The sequence below is a fragment of the Pseudomonas sp. R43(2017) genome (assembly GCF_002112345.1).
In the GTDB taxonomy this organism is placed as follows: domain Bacteria; phylum Pseudomonadota; class Gammaproteobacteria; order Pseudomonadales; family Pseudomonadaceae; genus Aquipseudomonas; species Aquipseudomonas kribbensis.
Genome location: NZ_NEHJ01000006.1, coordinates 396,627 through 416,800 on the forward strand (window position 1 = coordinate 396,627; position 20,174 = coordinate 416,800).

Below are 20,174 nucleotides of genomic sequence, written 5' to 3' on the forward strand. Positions count from 1 at the left end.
CTTCAGCGCCGCTCCTGATTCCGCGGCCAGCTCAGGCTGAAACACGCCCCGCCCAGACTCTTGCTCTTGCCGATCAGCGCCCGGCCGTCATGCCAGTGAATGATCCGCCGCACGATCGACAGCCCCAACCCGTGTCCACCGGACGCCCGGGTACGGCTGTCGTCCAGCCGCAAAAATGGCGTGAAGATTTTCTCCCACGCACTTTCCGGCACACCGGGGCCGTCGTCTTCGACATCCACACGACAACGCATCTGCCCGACCTGATAACTGACCGTGACCTTCGAGCGCGCATGGCGCATGGCGTTGCCCACCAGGTTCTGCAAGGCCCGATGCAGATAACGCGGCTCGGCCTCGACCCAGGCATCGTCGCAATCAGCCGCCGACAGGCACAAACCGCGTTGCACCGTGACGTCGGCGCGCAGTGGCGCCAGTTCTTCGATCACCTGATTGACCAGTGCATCGAGGTCGATGCGCTGGAAGGTCAGCGCCGGCGAGCCCTGCTCCAGCCGCGCGTAGGTGAGCATTTCGTCCACCAATTTATCGAGGTCCTCGATGTCGTGGTCCATGCCCTCGCGGTACTTCTCCAGCGCTTGCGGGGTGGTGGCCGAGCCGATCATTTCCAGACCGAATCGCAGGCGCGCCACCGGCGTGCGCAACTCATGGGACACCGCACGTACCAGTTCCCGCTGGATCGCCAGTAACTGTTGCAGGTGCTCGGCCATGCCGTTGAACGCCGCCGCCAGTTTGCCCACCGAGTCGGCACCGCGTGCCGGAACACGGGTTTCCAGGCTGCCCTTGGCGATGCGCGTGGCCGCCGCTTCGAGACCGCGCAAACGCCGTTCGAGCTGACGCACCAATAAATAGACGATGAGGCCGATCAGGGTCAGACCCAATGCGGCAATCAGCACCAGCCATTGCGGCGGGTACGGATTCATTTGATAGAGCGGACCGATTTCCAGCACCCACGGTGTACCGACCATCCCGGCAAACACCCGGATCGAATCACCGCCCTTGCCCAGCGCCATCACCGTATCGCCTTCCGAGACGCGACGACTCTGATCTTCATCCATGTCGGCCTCGTCCACGGTAACCAGCCGCAGATCGAAGCCGAAGCCCTTCTCTTCCTTTAATTGCGCGAGGCGTTTGGGCTGCTCGCCCATCGGCACCCGCACCAGTTCATCGGCCAGCAAGTAGATGGTCGCCCGGGCCAGTTGCTCGCTGATCTGCTGCACCTCGCCCACCAGCACCAACTGTTCCTTGTCGCTGACCAGACGGTAGACCTTGGCCGCGTGCGGACCGGTCTGCTCCACCAGGGCCTGGCCGCGCTGCACGCGGGTACGCTGGGTCAGATCGAGATCGGTCTGGGTGAACGTCTGCAACGTCAGCGGAATCCCCAGCAGCCGCTCCCACACCAGCAAGGCGCGGTGGCGCTCGGTCTCGTTCATCGGTTGCAGGTTGTCGGCCATCAGGGAAAACGTGCCGTGGGCCAGGCGCTCGCGGTATTGCTCGCTGCGTACCTGGTTGAGCAGGTGCAGCGCCAGCACGCCGAGCACCGCCACCAGAATCAGCGCCGCGCACATGCCACCGTAGATGCGCAGGAAGATCGAGTTCACAGCGGCAGTTCTACGCAGGCTTCAGGCACGAACAGATAACCTTTGCTGCGCACGGTCTTGATCAGGCGCGGGTGATCGGGGTCGTCGCCGATTTTCGGGCGGATGCGCGAGATGCGCACATCGATCGAGCGGTCCTGACCGTCGTAACCAATGCCGCGCAACGCGGTGAAGATTTCTTCCCGTGACAGGATGCGCCCGGCGTTGGACACCAGCAGCCACAGCAGATCGAATTCAGCGCTGGTCAACTCGATGCCGCTGTCGCTCAGCCAGGCTTCGCGCAAGGCGTTGTCCACCACCAGCGGGCCGAATTGCAGACGGCGTGGTTTGCCCGCCGCCGGCTCCGGTGCGTCACTGCGTCGCAACAGCGCCTGGATGCGTGCCAGCAACAGTCGTGGGCGCACCGGTTTGCACACGTAATCATCGGCGCCGATGTCGAGGCCGAGGATCTGGTCGGCGTCGTCGGTACGCGCGGTCAGCATGAGGATCGGCCCGTCGTACTGGTCGCGCACCTTGCGGCAGATGCTCAGGCCGTCTTCACCGGGGAGCATCAGGTCGAGGATCACCAGGTCCGGCTGTTCCTTGATGATCCGCGCCGCCGCCAGCGCCCCGTTGCCTTCGATCTCCACGCGCAATCCGTTGGCTTGCAGGTATTCGCGGGTCAGTTCGGCCAGACGCTGGTCGTCCTCGACTATCAATACCTGCCAGGCTTCTTGCTCCACGGGTGACCTCTGCTTGCCGATGCTGCGAATAAAGGAAGGATCCTCCCGTCTTTTTGTCATCTTTAAGGAGGATAAGAATGCGTGTGTCAGGGCCGATTGTATAAACGGCGTACAGCGAGAACACAAGTCGGTAAATGCGTTCGGACAAGGCCGTTTTTTGTGATAGGGTTCGCGCCCTTAAAAATCCGCTGAAGCGTTTTTCCCGGCGAAAAAACAGTGACAAACGGTCTAGCTCAGCAGGTTCACGGCCTACAAAGGTTTTCCCTGTTTCGCACACAATTTACGCACAGGGTTATCCACAGGCTGTCCGTTGCAATCGCCCCCCAAAACGCATTATCTTGTAGCCCGCGCTCAAAAAAACCCTACATGTAGGGGTTAGCGCCAAAAACCAAACACAAACCGGACAGTGAATTCAAGGCTTTTTATTGCCATTGTCGGGTTGAACCAAACGTATTTTCAGAAGCCCAAACCGCGCCTGCGGATGGCTACCGTTTTTCAGCCGACCACGGCGTAAACGGTACGGGTGTTGCAGTCCGAAACTGCTCCCCGAAAGGAATGCGGTTTCACGCGTATCGCGCGAACCGAAGACTTCGGCATGGAAGCGGCGCCCACAAGGCCCACTTCCTGAACTGTCCCGAAGTCGTTACCCGGCGCTGGCCGGTCGTAGTGCTTCAGGACGGAACGGTGGGCACCGTGATGGTGCCCAAACAAACATAGAGAACGTGGAGACACCCATGCAAACCGACACAACTCGCGAGAACCCGCAGGGCACCTTGCCGCAGGCCGCCGATTCGAATTCGGATCTGGCTGCCACCGCGCCTGGTCAACTGCGTGTGATCAAGCGTAATGGCACTGTCGTTCCTTACACCGATGACAAGATCACCGTCGCTATCACCAAAGCGTTTCTCGCAGTTGAGGGCGGCACCGCTGCCGCTTCGTCGCGAATCCACGACACCGTTGCCCGCCTGACCGAACAGGTCACCGCGACCTTCAAGCGTCGCATGCCTTCGGGCGGCACCATCCACATCGAAGAAATCCAGGACCAGGTCGAACTGGCCCTGATGCGTGCCGGCGAGCAGAAAGTGGCTCGCGACTACGTGATCTACCGCGACGCCCGTTCCAAGGAACGCGCCACCCGCACCACCGCCGACGCACCGGTACAAGCGCACCCGTCGATCCGCATCACCCGCGCCGACGGCAGCCTCGCGCCGCTGGACATGGGCCGCCTGAACACCATCGTCACCGAAGCCTGCGAAGGTCTGGCCGAAGTCGACGGCGACCTGATCCAGCGCGAAACCCTGAAGAACCTGTACGACGGCGTGGCCCTGAACGACGTCAACACCGCGCTGGTAATGACCGCCCGTACCCTGGTCGAGCGCGAGCCGAACTACTCGTTCGTGACCGCCCGCCTGCTGATGGACACCCTGCGTGCCGAAGGCCTGGGCTTCCTGGGCGTCGCCGAGAGCGCGACCCACCACGAGATGGCCGACCTGTACGCCAAGGCGCTGCCGGCCTACGTCGCCAAAGGTATCGAGTTCGAACTGCTGAACCCTGTGCTGGCCGACTTCGACCTGGAAAAACTGGGCAAGGCGATCAACCACGAGCGCGACCAGCAATTCACCTACCTGGGCCTGCAGACCCTGTACGACCGTTACTTCATCCACAAGGATGGCGTGCGTTTCGAACTGCCGCAGATTTTCTTCATGCGCGTGGCCATGGGCCTGGCGATCGAAGAGAAGCAGAAAGAAGACCGTGCGATCGAGTTCTACAACCTGCTGTCCTCGTTCGACTACATGGCTTCGACCCCGACCCTGTTCAACGCCGGTACCCTGCGTCCACAGCTGTCGAGCTGCTACCTGACCACCGTTCCGGACGACCTGTCGGGCATCTACCACGCGATCCACGACAACGCCATGCTGTCGAAATTCGCCGGCGGCCTGGGCAACGACTGGACCCCGGTTCGTGCACTGGGTTCGTACATCAAGGGCACCAACGGCAAGTCCCAGGGCGTGGTTCCGTTCCTGAAAGTGGTGAACGACACCGCCGTTGCCGTTAACCAGGGTGGCAAGCGCAAAGGCGCTGTGTGCGCCTACCTGGAAACCTGGCACATGGACATCGAAGAGTTCATCGAACTCCGTAAGAACACCGGTGATGACCGTCGTCGTACCCACGACATGAACACCGCCAACTGGATCCCTGACCTGTTCATGAAGCGCGTCTTCGATGACGGCAAGTGGACCCTGTTCTCGCCATCCGAAGTACCGGACCTGCACGACCTGACCGGCAAGGCCTTCGAAGAGCGCTACGAGTACTACGAAGCCCTGACCGAGTACCCGGGCAAGGTCAAGCTGTTCAAGACCATCCAGGCCAAAGACCTGTGGCGCAAGATGCTGTCGATGCTGTTCGAAACCGGCCACCCATGGCTGACTTTCAAGGACCCGTGCAACCTGCGCAGCCCGCAGCAGCACGTCGGCGTGGTCCACAGCTCGAACCTGTGCACCGAGATCACCCTGAACACCAACAAGGACGAGATCGCGGTCTGCAACCTGGGCTCGATCAACCTGCCGAACCACATCGTCGACGGCAAGCTGGACACCGCCAAGCTCAAGCGCACCATCGACGTCGCCGTGCGCATGCTCGACAACGTGATCGACATCAACTACTACTCGGTACCGCAGGCGAAGAACTCCAACTTCCGTCACCGTCCGGTCGGCCTGGGCATCATGGGCTTCCAGGACGCGCTGTACCTGCAGCACATCCCTTACGGTTCCGACGCTGCCGTCGAGTTCGCCGACAAGTCGATGGAAGCGGTCAGCTACTACGCGATCCAGGCTTCCTGCGACCTGGCTGACGAGCGCGGCTCGTACGAGACGTTCCAGGGTTCGCTGTGGTCCAAAGGCGTACTGCCGCTGGATTCGCAACAGATCCTGATCGAAGCACGTGGCCAGAAGTACATCGACGTCGACCTGACCGAGTCCCTGGACTGGGCACCGGTTCGCGCCCGTGTACAGAAAGGCATCCGTAACTCGAACATCATGGCCATCGCACCGACCGCGACCATCGCCAACATCACCGGCGTATCGCAGTCGATCGAACCGACCTACCAGAACCTGTACGTGAAATCGAACCTGTCGGGCGAATTCACCGTGATCAACCCGTACCTGGTTCGCGACCTGAAGGCTCGCGGTCTGTGGGACTCGGTCATGATCAACGACCTGAAGTACTACGACGGTTCGGTTCAGCAGATCGAGCGCATCCCGCAAGAACTCAAAGAGCTCTACGCGACCGCATTCGAAGTGGACACCAAGTGGATCGTTGACGCCGCCAGCCGTCGTCAGAAGTGGATCGACCAGGCCCAGTCGCTGAACCTGTACATCGCCGGCGCATCGGGCAAGAAACTCGACGTGACCTACCGCATGGCCTGGTACCGTGGTCTGAAAACCACCTACTACCTCCGTGCCCTGGCCGCGACCAGCACCGAGAAGTCGACCATCAACACCGGCAAGCTGAACGCTGTTTCCAGCGGCGGCAACCACGGTGACGATTCGGTCCTGGCAGCGCCAGCCGGCCCTGCTCCAGTACCGAAGGCTTGCGCCATCGACGAGCCGGATTGCGAAGCTTGCCAATAAGCTGAGCTGAGTCAGGCGTTGCGAAACGCCTGATCGAGAAGCCCCCGACAGACTTCTGGTTTGTCGGGGGTTTTCTTTTGCCTGCGGGAAAAGCTAAAGCGCCCTCACCCTGGATGGGGCAAGAACCGATCGAGTCGCCGGGAAGATGTAAGCCGAAGTGAAATACCGAGATGAACTTCGAGATATAAAAAAGAATATCCCCAACCAAACCAAACCAAACCAAACCAAACCAAACCCAGCTTTGGATTTGGCTTTGGCTTTGGCTTTGGCTTTGGCTTTCCACCACTCAACACGATGAGCGTTAGCTCGAGTACCGCTTTTGATCTTCGGGCGACGTCGGAAGGCTGAGTGGAGGGATTTATCCGGGGGTGGGAGCGCAGCGACCGTTTGGCGAAGCCAAACACATCGAGAGGAGGTGCAGCGAAGCAAACCGTAGGCGATGCCCCCCGGATGAATCCCGGAGCGAAGGAACCCCGAGCCCCAGCGAGCGGGCCGAACGCAGGAGCAAGCGTTTTTTTGCTTACTTTTTTGAGGCGTTTGTCAAAAAAGTGAGTCGCCGTAAGGGCGAAACCGCCAGCCGCCACACCCGAAGAAACGGATATTCACCCAATCAACCAAAGCATGGCCGTCCACCAGGACGCCACGCCAAACAAAAAAAAAGCCCCTCAAAAGAGGGGCTCCTTGAACAACCAAAAATCAGGTCATCTGAATGATGGTCTGCATGATGGTGCTCTGGGTCGAGATGGTCTTGGCGTTCGCCTGATAGTTGCTCTGGCCCTTGATCAGGTCCACCAGCTCATTGGTCAGGTTAACGTTCGACTCTTCCAGCGAGTTGGAAGCGATCGAACCCAGGGTGCCGGTTTCCGGCGCGTCGTAGCCCGGGATACCCGAAGCATAAGTCTCTTTCCAGCTGGTACCACCGATAGGCTGCAGGCCCTGTTCGTTGGTGAAGCTGGCCAGCGCAACCTGGCCGATGGCCTTGCTCTGGTTGTTGCTGAAGTTGGCGAACAGGGTACCGGTGCCGTCGATGGTCAGGTTGGTGATCTGGCCGGTGGCATAGCCATCCTGCGTCGGGATCGAGCGCGCGGTATCGGCGTTGTACTGAGTGGTCTTGGCCATGGAGATGGTGATGCCGGCCGGGTTTGCCGAAGCACCGTTGGCAGTCCAGACACCATTGGTCACAGTCCCTGGCACCCAGCCAGTGAGCTTCAGGTCACTGCTGATCGTGGCTGGTGGAGTGCTGACCTGAGTCAGTTTACCGGTGGAGTCGAAGGTCATGGTCGAAGCCACTGGCGCGGTGAGCTTTGGATCACTGCCGGTAGCATCCGGGTTACGACCGTCCACCAGGGTGTAGACCTTCCAGGTGTTGGCACCGGTCTTGACCATGTATTGATCCATGGTGTGCTGGTTGCCCTGGCTGTCATAGATCGGAGTACTGAACGACTTGGTGTAGGTCGCCGTGTTGGTCGGGTCGAATTTGCCGGCCGCCGCAGTATCATCGATCACCGGAGCGGTCGAGTTCAGGTTGATGGTCGAAGTCACCAGCGAGGAAGACTTCGGCGCCAGGTTCGAGGTATCGATCTTCAGGTCGGTCAACACGCCGTTGATGATCTTGCCGTTGGAATCCACACCATAGCCCTGCAGACGCGAGGTGTAGTCGGTGTTGGTGATGTAGCCGTCCTTGTCGACCTTGAACGTACCGGCACGGGTGTAGGACACCGAACCGTTGTTGCTCAGGGTGAAGAAACCGGAACCGTTGATCCCCATGTCCAGCACGTTGCCGGTGTTGTTGATGTCACCTTGGGTGAACTGCTGGGAAACGTTGGCCAGGCGCACGCCGTTGCCGATGACCTTGCTGCCGCTGCCCAGGCGAGTCGCCGAGTAAACGTCTTCGAATTCCGCGCGGGACGATTTGAAACCGGCAGTCGCGACGTTGGCGATGTTGTTGCCGGTCACGTCCAGTTGCTTGTTGGCTGCATAGAGACCGCTAAGGCCGATATTGAAAGACATATTCCACTCCTTTGTGCCGGTTAGTCGGCTCTATATACCAATGGTTTGTACTTTGGACAGGGCGACGGTGCCCTTGCCGGACAGGTTGAGCATCAGCTCGCCGCCGGTCTGGCTGATCGTCACGCTGGTGACGGTGGCCGGCAGGTAGGTCGCCATATCGGTCGAGGTACCATTGATCGAGGCGTTGGCCTTGACGGTATAGGTACCGGTCTTCACCAGGTTGCCGTCCTTGTCCTTGCCGTCCCAGGTGAAGCTCGCATTGCCTGCGGCGCGACTGCCCAGATCGATGGTGCGAACGACCGTGCCGCTGCTGTCGGTGATGCTGACGGTGCCGCCGGCAATCGACGACGGAACGGTGACCGAACCGGTCATGCCTTTGCTCGGATCGTCGAGCTGGACCGAGTTGGTCTGCACAATCACGTTGCGGCCAACCAGCGACGAAGCCTGCAAGGCTTGCGACGAGTTGTAGTTGCCGGCCAGCGAACTCACGGTGCTGTTGAGGGTGGTGATCCCCTCGAGGCTGCTGAACTGCGCGAGCTGGGCAACGAATGCACTGTTGTCCTGTGGGTCGAGCGGGTTCTGGTTTTTCAGCTGGGTTACCAGCAGTTGCAGGAACGCATCCTTGCCCAGGGCCTGGCCGCCGGTGGCGCTGTTGGTAGCCGAAGCGATGCCGCCGGTGGTCGTGCTACTGGTCTTCTTCGAAGAGTTGGCCAGTATGTCGTTCATCGTCAGGCTGCTGGTGGTATCGGTAACACTCATGGCAGTCGCCCCTTATCACTGACCGAGGGTCAGCACCTTCTGCATCATGGTTTTGGCGGTGTTCATCATTTCGGCGTTGGTCTGGAAGGACCGGCTCGCGGAAATCATGTCGGCCATTTCTTCCACCACGTTGACGTTCGGGTAGTAGACATAGCCCTTGGCGTCGGCGGCCGGATGGTTCGGCTCGTAGCGCGCTTCGAGGTTGCTCTGGTCTTCGACCACGCCGAGCACCTGTACGCCCTGGCCTGCGGCGTCCTGGTTCTGGAACAGCGAGTTGCTGCCGCCGCTCTGGCCGCCCTGGAACATGGTGGCGAACACCGGGTGACGGGCGCGATAGGTCTGGTCGATGCTCGACGAGACGGTTTCGGCGTTGGCGATGTTCGAAGCCACGGTGTTCAAACGCGTGGTCTGGGCGCTCATGCCGCTGCCGGCAATGTTGAAAACGCTGGACAGGGACATGGATTACTCTCCGCGCAGGGCTGACACCAGCCCTTTGAATTTGCTGTTGAGCAGCGTGAAGCTGGCCTGGAAGCCGACGGCGTTTTCCGCGTAGTTCGACTGTTCCAGCTGGGCGTCAACGGTGTTCTGGTCGATCGACGGCTGCATCGGCGTGCGATACATCAGCGACTCGTCGCCATTGCCCAGGCCTTCAGCTTCGATGTGACGGCTGTTGGTCATGTTCAGGGCGATGGTGCCGTTGGCGTTCTTCTGGCTCTGTGCTTCGAGCACTTTGGAGAAATCCAGATCCCGAGCCTTGTAGTTCGGGGTGTCGGCGTTGGCGATGTTGTTGGCCAGGACTTCGGCACGCTGGGCGCGGAAGCCCAGGGCTTTTTCGTGAATTCCGAGCGCTTTATCGAAGCTGATGCTCATGTCGGGAACCTTCAGGTGACCGGGTTTTTCGTAACAGGGTTATAGCAAGCGTCGTGCCAGTTTCAAAAAGCCCCGGATTCCGGGGCTTTGCAGGGAATCGGCAAGGCGGCAATGCCAGAAAAGCGGCAACGGGTTTCCGCCGAATGCCGCTTTTCTGCCGCTTGCCGCCACCGCAAAAACCTTCAGGCATAAAAAAACGGGAGCCCCTGAGGACTCCCGTTTTTTTGTGTTGCCGGTGCCGGTCACTTCGCCTGGTAAATGATCCCCGGGCTGCACTGGACCATCTGGTAATGGTCCGGCAAACCGTTCAGCGCTTCGGAAGCGCCGAGGAACAGATAGCCGCCCGGTTTCAGCGTGCTGTGAATGCGCAACAGGATGTCTTTCTTCACCTCGGCGGAGAAGTAGATCAGCACGTTGCGGCAGAACACGATGTCGAATTTGCCAAGACTGGCATAGCTGTCGAGCAGGTTGAACGAGCGGAACTCCACCCGGTTCTTGATCGGCGCCTTGATCACCCAGCGCCCCGGCCCTTTCGGGTCGAAGTAGCGCTGCAGTCGATCGGCGGACAGACCGCGACCGATCGCCAGGCTGTCGTACTCGCCGGTCTTGCAGTTGGTCAGCATGCTGCCGGACAGATCCGTGGCGACGATCTGCACGCCCATCTTCAACTGACCGATGTTGGTCCGCTCGAACTCGTCGATCGACATCGACAGCGAATAGGGTTCCTGACCCGACGAGCAGGCCGCCGACCAGATCCGCAGACGCTGGTTGGGAGCGGCCTTGATCGCCTCGGGCAGTACCTTGTTCTTCAAGACTTCAAACGGATAGGTGTCGCGAAACCACAGGGTTTCGTTGGTCGTCATGGCATCGACCACCTGCTCGCGCAAACCGCTGCGCGGCTGGGTCTGGATGCGCTGTACCAGCTCACCCAGGGACTTGATGCCTTGCTGCTCCATCAGTTTGTTGAGACGGCTCGAGACCAGGTACTGCTTGTTTTCACCGAGCAAAATGCCACAGGCTTTTTCCAGGAAGACCCGGAACTGTTCGAAATCCAAATTACCCGTAGACAAATGATGCCGCCTCTTAAATCGTGTTGACCGCCAGGGACGGAAAGTCCCTAGCTGATATCTGCTGCTTTGATCCGGTCGACTACCCGGGATGCCAGGTCATCAGGACGGAATTTGGCCAGGAAGTCATCGGCACCGACCTTCTTGACCATCGCCTGGTTGAACACACCCGACAACGAAGTATGCAGGATGATATGAAGCTTTTGCATGCGAGGGTCGCCGCGGATTTCCGCCGTCAGGGTGTACCCGTCCATCTCCGGCATCTCGATATCGGAGATCATCATCAGGAACTCTTCTTCCGGCTTCTTGCCCTCGTCGACCAGCTTGCGCAGGTAATCCAGCGCCTGCTTGCCGTCGTTCAGCGCCACCACTTCGACACCGACTGTCTGCAGGCAACGTGTCACCTGCTTGCGCGCCACCGACGAGTCATCGACCGTCAGCACCCGCAGAGACAGCGCCTTGCTCTGGGTCTCGACATCAACAACGCCGACCGAAATCGCTTCCGGTGTCGGTGCGACTTCCGCCAGCACCTTCTCGACGTCGATGATTTCGACTAACTGATTGTCCACCCGAGTCACAGCGGTCAGGTAATGATCGCGACCGGTGCCCTTGGGTGGCGGATGGATCTCTTCCCAGTTCATGTTGACGATACGTTCCACCGAGCGCACCAGGAAACCCTGGGTCTTGGTGTTGTATTCCGTGATGATCACGAACGGACTGTTCTTGTCTTTCAACGCCCCGGAGCCGGTCGCCATTGCCAGATCAAGGATCGGAATGGTCGCCCCCCGGATATTCGCCACCCCGCACACGACAGGACTGGACTTGGGCATCAGCGTCAGTTGCGGGCATTGCAGCACTTCCCGAACCTTGAACACGTTGATCCCGTAGAGCTGCTGGCCGTCGAGACGGAACAACAACAGCTCCAGGCGATTCTGCCCTACCAGTTGCGTGCGCTGGTTCACCGAATCCATTACACCAGCCATGCCCAGACTCCTACACCAACGCCAAGTGTTGTTGCGACGCACATTCATTGCTAAACGGCACGGCGCTTGCTTTTTAACTCGTATGAACATTCAAACGACATTTTTCCGACGCCTGACATCCCCTATCCGCAGAGGACTTTGCGCGGTGTCTGCCGCTTGCCTGTTTTTCGCGGGCAGCCCTGCCAGTGCTGATGCGGTTACCTTGCCTGACATGCTTATCGGCGTCACTCAGGGCTTTCTTGAATTCACCGTAGAAGACTATCTGGCTACCAGTCAAACGGAAGGGCGTTATGAAATCGAGGTCAAGCAGCTCGATCCGCGCATGCGCATGCCTATGTGCGACAAGGAATTGACAGCGTCCTTGGAGAGTCCGGGGCGTCCTCTGGGTCGTGTGACCGTCAAGGTCCGCTGTGAAGGCGCCTCCCCCTGGACCGTGTTCGTACCCGCTCAAGTCCGCCTGTTTCGCGAGGTTGTGACGACCACTCGTCCCCTCAAGCGCGCAGGGATAATCGAGCCTCAGGACGTGACGCTGCGTGAACATGACGTCAGCCAGATCAATCAGGGTTTCCTGACGTCGGTGGATGAGGCGATCGGGCAGAAATTGACCCGACCAACGGTCGCCGATCAGGTGATTACCCTTGTGCATCTGGAACAGGCGGAAGTCGTTCGCAAAGGCGATCAAGTGGTGATTACCGCCCGTAGCGGCACACTGGCCGTGCGCATGCCGGGCGAAGCCCTGTCCAATGGCGGTCTGAAAGAACAGATTCGAGTGAAAAACCTCAACTCCCAGCGGGTCATCAAGGCGCAGGTCATGGCGCCGGGCCAGGTGGAAGTGGCAATGTGAGCAACGACTGGAGCAATGACAGGAAAGCCTCGTGAGTGATCGCGCAGAAAACTGGCGCCAACCTGAGCTGTTCCCTAAACTGTGCCGCAGCAGGATCTGTGCGGCGCATGCAGGCTTATTGGTAAAAGAGCCTAAAGTTTTCCAGGGGATGGCCGAGAACATGGCAAGCGTCCAAATTCCCAGAGGTTTTTAACATGGTCATCGATTTCAGCCGTTTGAACAGCTCCTCGTCACTTACGGGCAGTACACGTACCAGCGCGCCCAAGGAAACCGCCGAAACCGGCACCTCCGCGCCGCTGAATACCCCGGCCGAACAGGCCAGTACCGCAAAAAGCGGGGAATCGGTACACCTCAGCAATGAGGCTCAACAGTTGCAGAAGGTCACTGACAAGCTGCGCGATCAGCCTGCCGTCGACAAAGCCCGCGTGGCCGAGTTGAAAGCAGCGATTGCCGATGGCAGCTACAAAGTCGACAGCAACCGTGTAGCCAGCAAACTGCTCAACTTCGAAGCCCAGCGCTAGGCCTCGGCCTGCGCCAGGCTTTTGGACGCTTAAAACCCAAGGCCAGCCATGCACGACACTACTTTATTGCAACTGATCACCGACGACTTTGCTCCAGCTCAACAACTGCTGGAGTTACTGCATACCGAGTCCCTCGCCTTGCACGGTCGCGACATGCCCCTGCTGGAAGAAATTCTGGCGCGCAAACAGGCATTGATCATTCTGCTCGAGCAGCATGGCCGCAAGCGCAGCGAAATCCTCGCCAGCCTCAATCTGTCGCTCGACCGCCGGGGCCTTGAACAACTGGCCAGCCAGTCGAGCATCGGCGAGCAGTTGCTGAGCCAGAGCGATGTCCTGACTGACCTGATCGCCCAGTGCCAGGCGGCCAACGTCAAGAATGGCCAGTCGATCGTGATGCAGCAGGCCGCCACGGCCAATCAGCTGAAAATCCTCACCGGTGGCGAGCCTCCCGCGCTCTACGATGCCAGCGGCACCTTCTCCAAACTGCAGAAACCGCGCGCGCTCAGCCAGGCGTGATGCTTTCTTCCATGCTTGCGCCCTATCAACGCGCGATACATGCTGGCAAAATACTGGCCAGCCGTAGTCAAAATTTGTCTGGAGATTGATTTAACGTGTCCAATGATGACGCTCCGCAGCCCCCAAAGGTGCTTACCACGCCCCTGGAGATCTCCAGCAATCTGCGCCAGCTGCAAGAGAGCCACGATCCGCTGATCATCACCTTTCACGAGCGCAGCCAGCGCTTCCAGAGCTACCTGATCAAGGTTGACCGGGAAACCGCCACCATTGCCCTGGACGAAATGATCCCGCGCGATGGCGAGCGCTTCCTGCTGGCTGGCGAACCCTTCAAGGTCGAAGGTTTCCACGAAGGCGTGCGCATCGCCTGGGAATACACCGGCACGCTGGACATCAAGGAATCCGACGGTGACCGCTTCTATGTCGGCGAGATGCCCACCGAAGTGGTCTATCACCAGCGCCGCAACGCCTTCCGCGCCGCACTGAAGCTGACCGATCTGGTGAGCGTCGAACTGGGTGGCGAAAAGCTCAAGTCGCCGATCAGTGGCAAGCTGCTGGATATCTCCGCCACCGGCTGCAAGCTGCGCTTTGAAGGCGACATCACCGACCGCCTGCAACTGGGCCAGGTCTACGATCGCCTGATCGCCCCGCCGCTGTTCGGCAACCAGCCAGCGGCGGTCGAGTTGCGTTACCTGCACTTCGAAGAAAAACTCAACATCACCTTCGCCGGCCTGCGCTTTCACAACATCAGCGGCCCGGCAGCGCGCAACGTCGAGCGTTTCGTCTACCAGTTGCAACGTGAAGCACGGCGCTTCGACAAAGACGATCTCTGATTCGTACGCACCATTAAAAACGGGCAGTCCCTTGCGGTGACTGCCCGTTTTTTTATGCCTGATGTTTTTTCAGGATCAGGGCCTGGCGCCACTGATGTCCGGTGCAGGATTGTCGTTGCCGGCATCCGGCTCAACAGGTGATTCTGGTTCAGTGGCGGGCTCGGGTGCCGGTTCAGGTGCGACCGTGGTCTGCATCTGCTCCTGTACCACTTGCTCGTCGACCCGCGGATCCAGCGCTGCCACCAGCGGCGAACTGGACATGCTGTCCGGCATCGCCACGTGATGCAGCGGTGCGTCGTCGACCTGGTGCAGATTGGTCACGGCTTTCGGCCGAATGCGCCACACCAGCACCAGCGCGAAAAAGGTGAAGAACGCATACAGGCTCTGGCTGCCGAACATTTTCATCAACACACCGGCCAGCAGCGGCCCGATGCTGGCACCGACCCCGTAGGTCACCAGCAGCATCGCCGTCAGCGACACCCGCCGATCGCCTTCGACATGGTCGTTGGAGAACGCCACGGCCAGCGGGTACAGGCAGAATTGCACCAGCGAACACAGGAAGCCGACGACGAATAAAATCTCCAGCGGCACCTGCGGCATGATCGCCAGTGGCAATGCGGCTATAGCCAGAAACCCGGCGAAGCAGCGGATCAGCAAGGCCCGGTCATAACGGTCGGACAACCAGCCCAGCGGCCATTGCACCAGCAGCCCGGCAAAAATGCAGGTACCCATGAACAGACCGACCTGTTCGGTGGACAACCCCTGCTGCGACGCATACAGCGGTGCCAGACCGTAGAACGAACCGATGATCAGCCCTGCCCCGAGCACCGTACTCAACGACTGCGGCACGCGCTTGATGAAGAAGCGCGGCTCCATCGGCGCCGGATGCAACGGTGCCGGGTGAATCCGTCGGGTCAGCGCCACCGGCACCAGACACAGGGCAAAACACAGGGCGACCAGCATCAGCAGTTCCAGGCCCAGGCCCGGGTGCATGACCAGGATCAGCTGACCGAGCACCAGCCCCAGATACGAGGCAATCATGTAGCCGCTGAACACCACGCCCCGCTGGTTGGCGTCGGCCTGTTCGTTCAGCCAGCTCTCGATCACCATGTACTGGCACATCATGCCGAGGCCGACAATGGTCCGCAGCACCAGCCAGGCCGGCAGCCAGTCCACCAGGCCATGACCGAGCACCGCTGCGCCGACGATCCCCGCACAGGCGGAGTACGCGCGTATATGTCCGACCCGGGCGATCAGCCGGTGGCCGATCTTGCCGCCCAGTACCAGACCGAAATAGTTGGCCGCCATCAGCGCACCGACCCACAGTCCGTCGACATGGTCGGCCGCCAGACGCAACGCCAGATAAGTAGAAAGAAGGCCCGAGCCGATCAACATCATCAGCGAGGCGAAATACAGCGCTCGAAAGGATTTCCAGATTTGGCGCATCGGCGTTCCGAGCGGCTCCTTGCGGTGAGTGTCGGGCTATCGAACGATAGCCCGATGACGACATTTCGTCAGGCCTGGGCTGCCAGAACGCGCCGTTCCCAGGGAGTGATCTCATCAAAGAAACTGGTCAGCTCCATAGTCTTCGAAGCGATGTAGCCTTCGATGAACTCCTTGCCGAACAGTTCCTTGGCCAACTGGCTGCGTTTCAGACGCTCGAGCGCGGCGTGTAACGTACACGGCAGCGAAAGGTTGTCCGGCACTTCGAATTCACCCTGGATCGGTGCACTCGGTTCCAGCTCATGCTCGATGCCATGCAGACCAGCTGCCAGGCTCGCAGCAATCGCCAGGTACGGGTTGGCATCGGCGCCCGGCAAACGGTTCTCGACCCGACGGGCGACCGGCGAACTGGCCGGAATCCGCAGACCCGCCGCGCGATTGTCGTGGGACCAGCAGGCATTGTTCGGCGAGGCAAACGGATGGCACAGGCGCTGATAGGAATTGACGTTCGGTGCAAACAGCGCGGTGAAGTCCGCCATGCCCGCCTGTTGCCCGCCGATGAAGTGGCGGAACATCGCGGTCGGCTGACCGTTCTCATCGCTGAACACATTCTTGCCACTGCCGATCTCGACGATGCTCTGATGGATGTGCATCGAACTGCCCGGCGTATGTGCGAGCGGCTTGGCCATGCAGACCACGGTCAGGCCATGCTTGAGCGCGACTTCCTTGAGCAGGTGCTTGAACAGGAAGGTCTGGTCGGCCAGCAACAGCGGATCACCGTGCAACAGGTTGATCTCGAACTGACTGACGCCCATTTCGTGCATGAAGGTATCGCGCGGCAGGCCCAGGGCCGCCATGCATTTATAGACTTCACTGAAGAACGGTCGCAGACCGTTGTTGGAGCTGACGCTGAACGCCGAGTGACCATCCTCGCGACGTCCGTCGAGGCCGACCGGTGGCTGGAACGGTTGCGTTGGATCGGTGTTCGGGGCGAACACAAAGAATTCGAGTTCAGTTGCCACTACCGGCGCCAGGCCGAGGGCCGCGTAGCGGGCAATGACTTTCTTCAGCTGACCACGGGTCGACAGGTTGGAGCTCTCGCCGGTCAGCTCATCGGCATCACAGATGGCCAGCGCACGCGGCTCCTGGCTCCACGGTAGAGGATGAATTTGCGCAGGATCAGCCACCAGCGCGAGGTCGCCGTCATCGCTGCCGTAGAACCGTGCAGCGGGATAGCCCCCCATGATGCATTGCAGCAGCACCCCCCGGGCCATCTGCAAACGCCGCCCTTCGAGGAAACCCTCGGCGGTCATTACCTTGCCCCGTGGCACGCCGTTCAAATCCGGCGTGACACATTCAATTTCATCAATGCCCGTCAATCGCTGCGCGAGTGAACGCTGGCCATCGGTTGTCATGACGCAATCCTTGTTATTGTGCGAGCCGCGAACGGCGACCCGGACAAAATAGGCTTCAGCTGTTCGGAATATCAAGCAGCGGCCAACAAAAAGAATGCCTGTCGATGAATTCGTGAGTCAGGGCAGGTAAATACTGAACACGCCGCCACCCAATGGCCCGCCATTGCGGATCTCGGTACGACCGCCGACACCGTTGCGCTGATGCAATGCCGCGATGCGCCCGGCGAAGTACAGACCGAGGCCGGTACTGCCACTGCTGTGATTGATGCCCTGCACATAATCGGCCTGGCGCTCGAGCATCTCGACCGGGTAACCGTCGCCGTCGTCGTTGATGCTCAACACTAGTTGCCCGGCCTCGTCGCTGACGGTGATCAGCAGCGATTCACGGGCGTAGCGGATCGCGTTGTTGATGCAATTGCCGAGCACCGAAGCGATCAGTTCACGATCGAAGAACCCCAATGGACTGAGCGGATCGACTTCGTAAGTTGCGACGATGCCGCGACTGGCGAAAACCTCTTGATGAGCCGCCAGTTGCGCCTCGATGAAATCGTCCAGTTCGTGATACGCCGGCTGCAACGGCATCTGGTTGACGCCGAGCTTGTACAGCCCGAGCAACTGCACCAACATGCCGTTGAGGTGGGCGAACTCGAAGTCGATCACGCCCTGCTCCGGCACCTGACGCTGGTCTTCGGGCAGGCGCGCCAGCCATTGGCTGTGGGCCTGCATCAGCATGGCCAGAGAGTTCTTCATGTCGTGCACGGTGGAGGCGATCACCGTGGAAAAATCCAGTGCCTGCTCGTCTTGATTCATTCGCCAAACGCCTTGCTTTTCAGCTTCTGATAACGCGGATAACGCGCGTCGGTGTCGGGCATCAGGCCGACCATTTTCAGGCAGGCCCGACACTCTTCCAGTTCCGCCGACGGCACACTGGTGTCGGTGCCGTGCAGCAGCGACTGCGCCATGTTCAGCGCAATACTGATGTTCTTCGGCTGCATCTTCAGCGCCTTGCGGAATACTTCGCGGGCCTCTACCAGGTTGCCGGTCTTGTACACGCGCACGCCCTGACGGTTGAGGTCGGCGGCGGCATTACTGGAGCTGAGAATAGTCGGATCGTCGGTGAGCTTGGCAATGTCTTTCATCACCGTCGGGTCATCGCCGTAGATTTCCGCACAGCTCTTGAGCATCGACGTGCCCGCCTCCGCCTGCCCCAGCATCTGCAATTGCTTGGCGACCAACAGCGCCGCCTCGGGACTCATGAACTGTTCCATGCCGTCGAGACGCATCAGCGCTTGTTCGGTGAGCTTCTCGGCGGTCTCGGCGTCGTTGAGCAACAGACTGGTGGCCTTCATCAGGCGCGCACGAATCTGCAAGCCAGGATCGGTCGGGTTTTCCTTGGCCACGGCACTGAGGGTGGTGTTGATTTCCAGGCGCGTGCGGGTATCGAGGCCCTTTTCGCTGCCCTTGCTGATCAGCGCGTGAGCAAGACCCAGGTTGCTTTCAGGATCCTTGAAGCGCGACTGCGCCCCCTGCGCAACAGCCTGACGGTAGGCTCGCGAAGCCGTGTCGAAATCCTCGTTGGCCATTGCCAGTTTGCCGAGCAGCGCCTGTCGGCGTACCGCCAGTGGCGACAGGCGAATCGCCTCCTCCAGTGTCCGCTGTGCGCCTTTGGTATCACCTTCGGCCACAAGGACATCCGCCATGCCGTCGTAGAGCGCCGGCATCATCGGAAACACTTTCAGGGCTTTTTCATACACGCCTTTGGCCTGGGCCACCTGACCGCGCTTGAACAGCAACTTGCCCAATCCGGCAAAGGCCCACGGCAACGGCCGGTCGGCGATGATGCTGTCATAGAGACGCTCAAGCGCTTCGTTCTGATTCATGTCACGCAAGGCATCGGCACGGTAGCGCAGGCACAGCGGCGAATAGCGGATGTCCTGCTTGCACAGGGCGATACAGGCGTTGAGCACTTCGACCGGTTTGCCACGATCGAGGGCCTGCAGAATCGGCTTGAGCAAGGTCTTGCGCTGCTCCAGACGCTCCAGACGTTGAGCCAGGCCGATCCGGTTGAACGGTTTGGTCAGGTAGGCGTCCGGCTCGTGCTCCAGTGCACTGAGCACCATCGCCTGGCTCGTCTCGGCGGTGACCATCACAAACACGGCTTCGTGACTGATCAGCTTTTCCATCATCAGGTCTTCCAGCACCTGCTGACCGTTTTTCTTGCCGTCACCCAGGTGGAAATCCTGAAGGATGAAATCGTAGGACTTCTGCGCGCACATTTTCAGCGCCTGCTCACCGGTGTCGGCGGTGTCCACGTCCTTGACGCCCAACTCGCGCAACATCGAGCGTACGGAACTGCGGAAATCCGAGAAATCATCGACGATCAGAAAACTCTTTTGGTGATACGACAGCATCGAGGATTTCCAGACAATTGAAGTAGAAGAACCGAGGGCTTTCACAAGCGCGCAGATGATAACTGGAGGCTAAATGCTATCAAGCGATTTCATGCGCAGCCGATGAGATTGCAAGTGCCGATCGGGTTATCGGCCAGAAGTGACATTCTCTGAAGCAGGCACTTCAAGATTCCTTATGCAACAACTGGCCTGTTCGGCTGCTCACTCCCTCATAAAAGGCTTGGATCGTGTATATCAAAGGACGCTACATCGTGTCCGCCGGCGTTCTGCTGTTTCTCCAGCAGGAAATGGCGACCGGAATGGACTGCACAAAAGCGGTAAACACCGTCGAAAACACTATCTGAGCCGAAAATCTTGGCCAGGTATAGCGTGCCCACTGGATAAGCAGAAATAGAAACTTTCCTGCGGGCAAAACAAAACCCCAACTGCTTTCGCAATTGGGGTTTCGGAATTTAATCTTGACGATGACCTACTCTCACATGGGGAAACCCCACACTACCATCGGCGATGCATCGTTTCACTTCTGAGTTCGGGATGGGATCAG

At 59.6% G+C, this 20,174-nt stretch carries 17 protein-coding genes and 1 rRNA gene; 5 read left to right on the forward strand and 13 right to left on the reverse strand.

Features of this window, described 5'->3' with window-relative positions; translation table 11 throughout:
* Nucleotides 1–2: 2 nt before the first annotated feature.
* Both CAG02_RS19625 and CAG02_RS19630 read right to left on the reverse strand, forming a co-directional pair.
* Nucleotides 3–1,613 (reverse strand): ATP-binding protein, encoded by a 1,611-nt coding sequence (locus CAG02_RS19625; protein WP_085710999.1) that lies wholly within the window; start codon nucleotides 1,611–1,613, stop codon nucleotides 3–5.
* Nucleotides 1,610–2,332, reverse strand: coding sequence for a response regulator (locus CAG02_RS19630; RefSeq protein ID WP_085711000.1), 723 nt, complete (start codon nucleotides 2,330–2,332; stop codon nucleotides 1,610–1,612). Before CAG02_RS19630 ends, CAG02_RS19625 begins: the two co-directional genes overlap by 4 nt.
* A gap of 734 nt (nucleotides 2,333–3,066) precedes the next feature.
* Between CAG02_RS19630 and CAG02_RS19635 the strand changes: the two genes are divergently transcribed.
* Nucleotides 3,067–5,961: a ribonucleoside-diphosphate reductase subunit alpha gene (locus CAG02_RS19635; protein ID WP_085711001.1), complete on the forward strand. Its 2,895-nt coding sequence runs from the start codon at nucleotides 3,067–3,069 to the stop codon at nucleotides 5,959–5,961.
* Between the two features lie 696 nt (nucleotides 5,962–6,657).
* Here the strand turns inward: CAG02_RS19635 and flgE are convergent.
* From flgE to CAG02_RS19665, 6 genes are all read right to left on the reverse strand, one after another.
* Nucleotides 6,658–7,971, reverse strand: coding sequence for a flagellar hook protein FlgE (flgE, locus tag CAG02_RS19640; RefSeq protein ID WP_085711002.1), 1,314 nt, complete (start codon nucleotides 7,969–7,971; stop codon nucleotides 6,658–6,660).
* Nucleotides 7,972–8,001: 30 nt separating this feature from the next.
* Nucleotides 8,002–8,730, reverse strand: coding sequence for a flagellar hook assembly protein FlgD (gene flgD, locus CAG02_RS19645; RefSeq protein WP_085711003.1), 729 nt, complete (start codon nucleotides 8,728–8,730; stop codon nucleotides 8,002–8,004).
* Between the two features lie 15 nt (nucleotides 8,731–8,745).
* Entirely contained in the window at nucleotides 8,746–9,189 is a 444-nt protein-coding gene (flgC, locus tag CAG02_RS19650; RefSeq protein WP_054593596.1) for a flagellar basal body rod protein FlgC, read from the reverse strand.
* Nucleotides 9,190–9,192: 3 nt separating this feature from the next.
* A complete protein-coding gene (flgB, locus tag CAG02_RS19655) occupies nucleotides 9,193–9,600 on the reverse strand; it encodes a flagellar basal body rod protein FlgB (protein WP_025112931.1) in 408 nt (135 codons plus the stop codon).
* A 242-nt stretch (nucleotides 9,601–9,842) separates the two neighbouring features.
* Nucleotides 9,843–10,670, reverse strand: coding sequence for a protein-glutamate O-methyltransferase CheR (gene cheR, locus CAG02_RS19660; RefSeq protein ID WP_007960327.1), 828 nt, complete (start codon nucleotides 10,668–10,670; stop codon nucleotides 9,843–9,845).
* Between the two features lie 47 nt (nucleotides 10,671–10,717).
* Nucleotides 10,718–11,650, reverse strand: a complete 933-nt coding sequence (locus CAG02_RS19665) for a chemotaxis protein CheV (protein ID WP_065258844.1) — start codon at nucleotides 11,648–11,650, stop codon at nucleotides 10,718–10,720.
* A gap of 82 nt (nucleotides 11,651–11,732) precedes the next feature.
* Here CAG02_RS19665 and flgA point away from each other — a divergent pair, with 82 nt between their 5' ends.
* The 4 genes from flgA to CAG02_RS19685 all read left to right on the forward strand — a co-directional run bounded on the left by flgA (nucleotide 11,733) and on the right by CAG02_RS19685 (nucleotide 14,361).
* A complete protein-coding gene (gene flgA / locus CAG02_RS19670; RefSeq protein ID WP_085711004.1) occupies nucleotides 11,733–12,494 on the forward strand; it encodes a flagellar basal body P-ring formation chaperone FlgA in 762 nt (253 codons plus the stop codon).
* 194 nt (nucleotides 12,495–12,688) lie between these two features.
* Nucleotides 12,689–13,015, forward strand: coding sequence for a flagellar biosynthesis anti-sigma factor FlgM (gene flgM / locus CAG02_RS19675; RefSeq protein WP_085711005.1), 327 nt, complete (start codon nucleotides 12,689–12,691; stop codon nucleotides 13,013–13,015).
* Between the two features lie 48 nt (nucleotides 13,016–13,063).
* Nucleotides 13,064–13,531, forward strand: a complete 468-nt coding sequence (locus tag CAG02_RS19680; RefSeq protein WP_085711006.1) for a flagella synthesis protein FlgN — start codon at nucleotides 13,064–13,066, stop codon at nucleotides 13,529–13,531.
* 95 nt (nucleotides 13,532–13,626) lie between these two features.
* Nucleotides 13,627–14,361 carry a flagellar brake protein gene (locus CAG02_RS19685; protein WP_085711007.1) on the forward strand — a complete coding sequence of 245 codons (735 nt, stop codon included), beginning with the start codon at nucleotides 13,627–13,629 and terminating at the stop codon, nucleotides 14,359–14,361.
* Between the two features lie 75 nt (nucleotides 14,362–14,436).
* Here CAG02_RS19685 and CAG02_RS19690 read toward each other — a convergent pair whose 3' ends face one another.
* The 5 genes from CAG02_RS19690 to rrf all read right to left on the reverse strand — a co-directional run.
* Nucleotides 14,437–15,807 (reverse strand): MFS transporter, encoded by a 1,371-nt coding sequence (locus tag CAG02_RS19690; protein WP_085711008.1) that lies wholly within the window; start codon nucleotides 15,805–15,807, stop codon nucleotides 14,437–14,439.
* A gap of 68 nt (nucleotides 15,808–15,875) precedes the next feature.
* Complete coding sequence (locus CAG02_RS19695; protein ID WP_170931624.1) at nucleotides 15,876–17,117, reverse strand: glutamine synthetase family protein; 1,242 nt, start codon at nucleotides 17,115–17,117, stop codon at nucleotides 15,876–15,878.
* 219 nt (nucleotides 17,118–17,336) lie between these two features.
* A complete protein-coding gene (locus CAG02_RS19700; protein ID WP_085711010.1) occupies nucleotides 17,337–18,029 on the reverse strand; it encodes a sensor histidine kinase KdpD in 693 nt (230 codons plus the stop codon).
* Entirely contained in the window at nucleotides 18,026–19,630 is a 1,605-nt protein-coding gene (locus CAG02_RS19705) for a tetratricopeptide repeat-containing response regulator (protein WP_085711011.1), read from the reverse strand. Before CAG02_RS19705 ends, CAG02_RS19700 begins: the two co-directional genes overlap by 4 nt.
* 456 nt (nucleotides 19,631–20,086) lie before the next feature.
* A 5S ribosomal RNA gene (gene rrf / locus CAG02_RS19710) occupies nucleotides 20,087–20,174 on the reverse strand; the annotation flags it as partial.

Coding starts and splice junctions, on each gene's coding strand:
- CAG02_RS19700 (WP_085711010.1), bottom strand. CDS start 18,029: ATGAATCAAGACGAGCAGGCACTGGATTTTTCCACGGTGATCGCCTCC.
- flgE (WP_085711002.1), bottom strand. CDS start 7,971: ATGTCTTTCAATATCGGCCTTAGCGGTCTCTATGCAGCCAACAAGCAA.
- flgM (WP_085711005.1), top strand. CDS start 12,689: ATGGTCATCGATTTCAGCCGTTTGAACAGCTCCTCGTCACTTACGGGC.
- flgC (WP_054593596.1), bottom strand. CDS start 9,189: ATGTCCCTGTCCAGCGTTTTCAACATTGCCGGCAGCGGCATGAGCGCC.
- flgA (WP_085711004.1), top strand. CDS start 11,733: ATGAACATTCAAACGACATTTTTCCGACGCCTGACATCCCCTATCCGC.
- CAG02_RS19635 (WP_085711001.1), top strand. CDS start 3,067: ATGCAAACCGACACAACTCGCGAGAACCCGCAGGGCACCTTGCCGCAG.
- flgD (WP_085711003.1), bottom strand. CDS start 8,730: ATGAGTGTTACCGATACCACCAGCAGCCTGACGATGAACGACATACTG.
- CAG02_RS19690 (WP_085711008.1), bottom strand. CDS start 15,807: ATGCGCCAAATCTGGAAATCCTTTCGAGCGCTGTATTTCGCCTCGCTG.
- CAG02_RS19665 (WP_065258844.1), bottom strand. CDS start 11,650: ATGGCTGGTGTAATGGATTCGGTGAACCAGCGCACGCAACTGGTAGGG.
- CAG02_RS19705 (WP_085711011.1), bottom strand. CDS start 19,630: ATGCTGTCGTATCACCAAAAGAGTTTTCTGATCGTCGATGATTTCTCG.
- CAG02_RS19695 (WP_170931624.1), bottom strand. CDS start 17,117: ATGACCGCCGAGGGTTTCCTCGAAGGGCGGCGTTTGCAGATGGCCCGG.
- flgB (WP_025112931.1), bottom strand. CDS start 9,600: ATGAGCATCAGCTTCGATAAAGCGCTCGGAATTCACGAAAAAGCCCTG.
- CAG02_RS19680 (WP_085711006.1), top strand. CDS start 13,064: ATGCACGACACTACTTTATTGCAACTGATCACCGACGACTTTGCTCCA.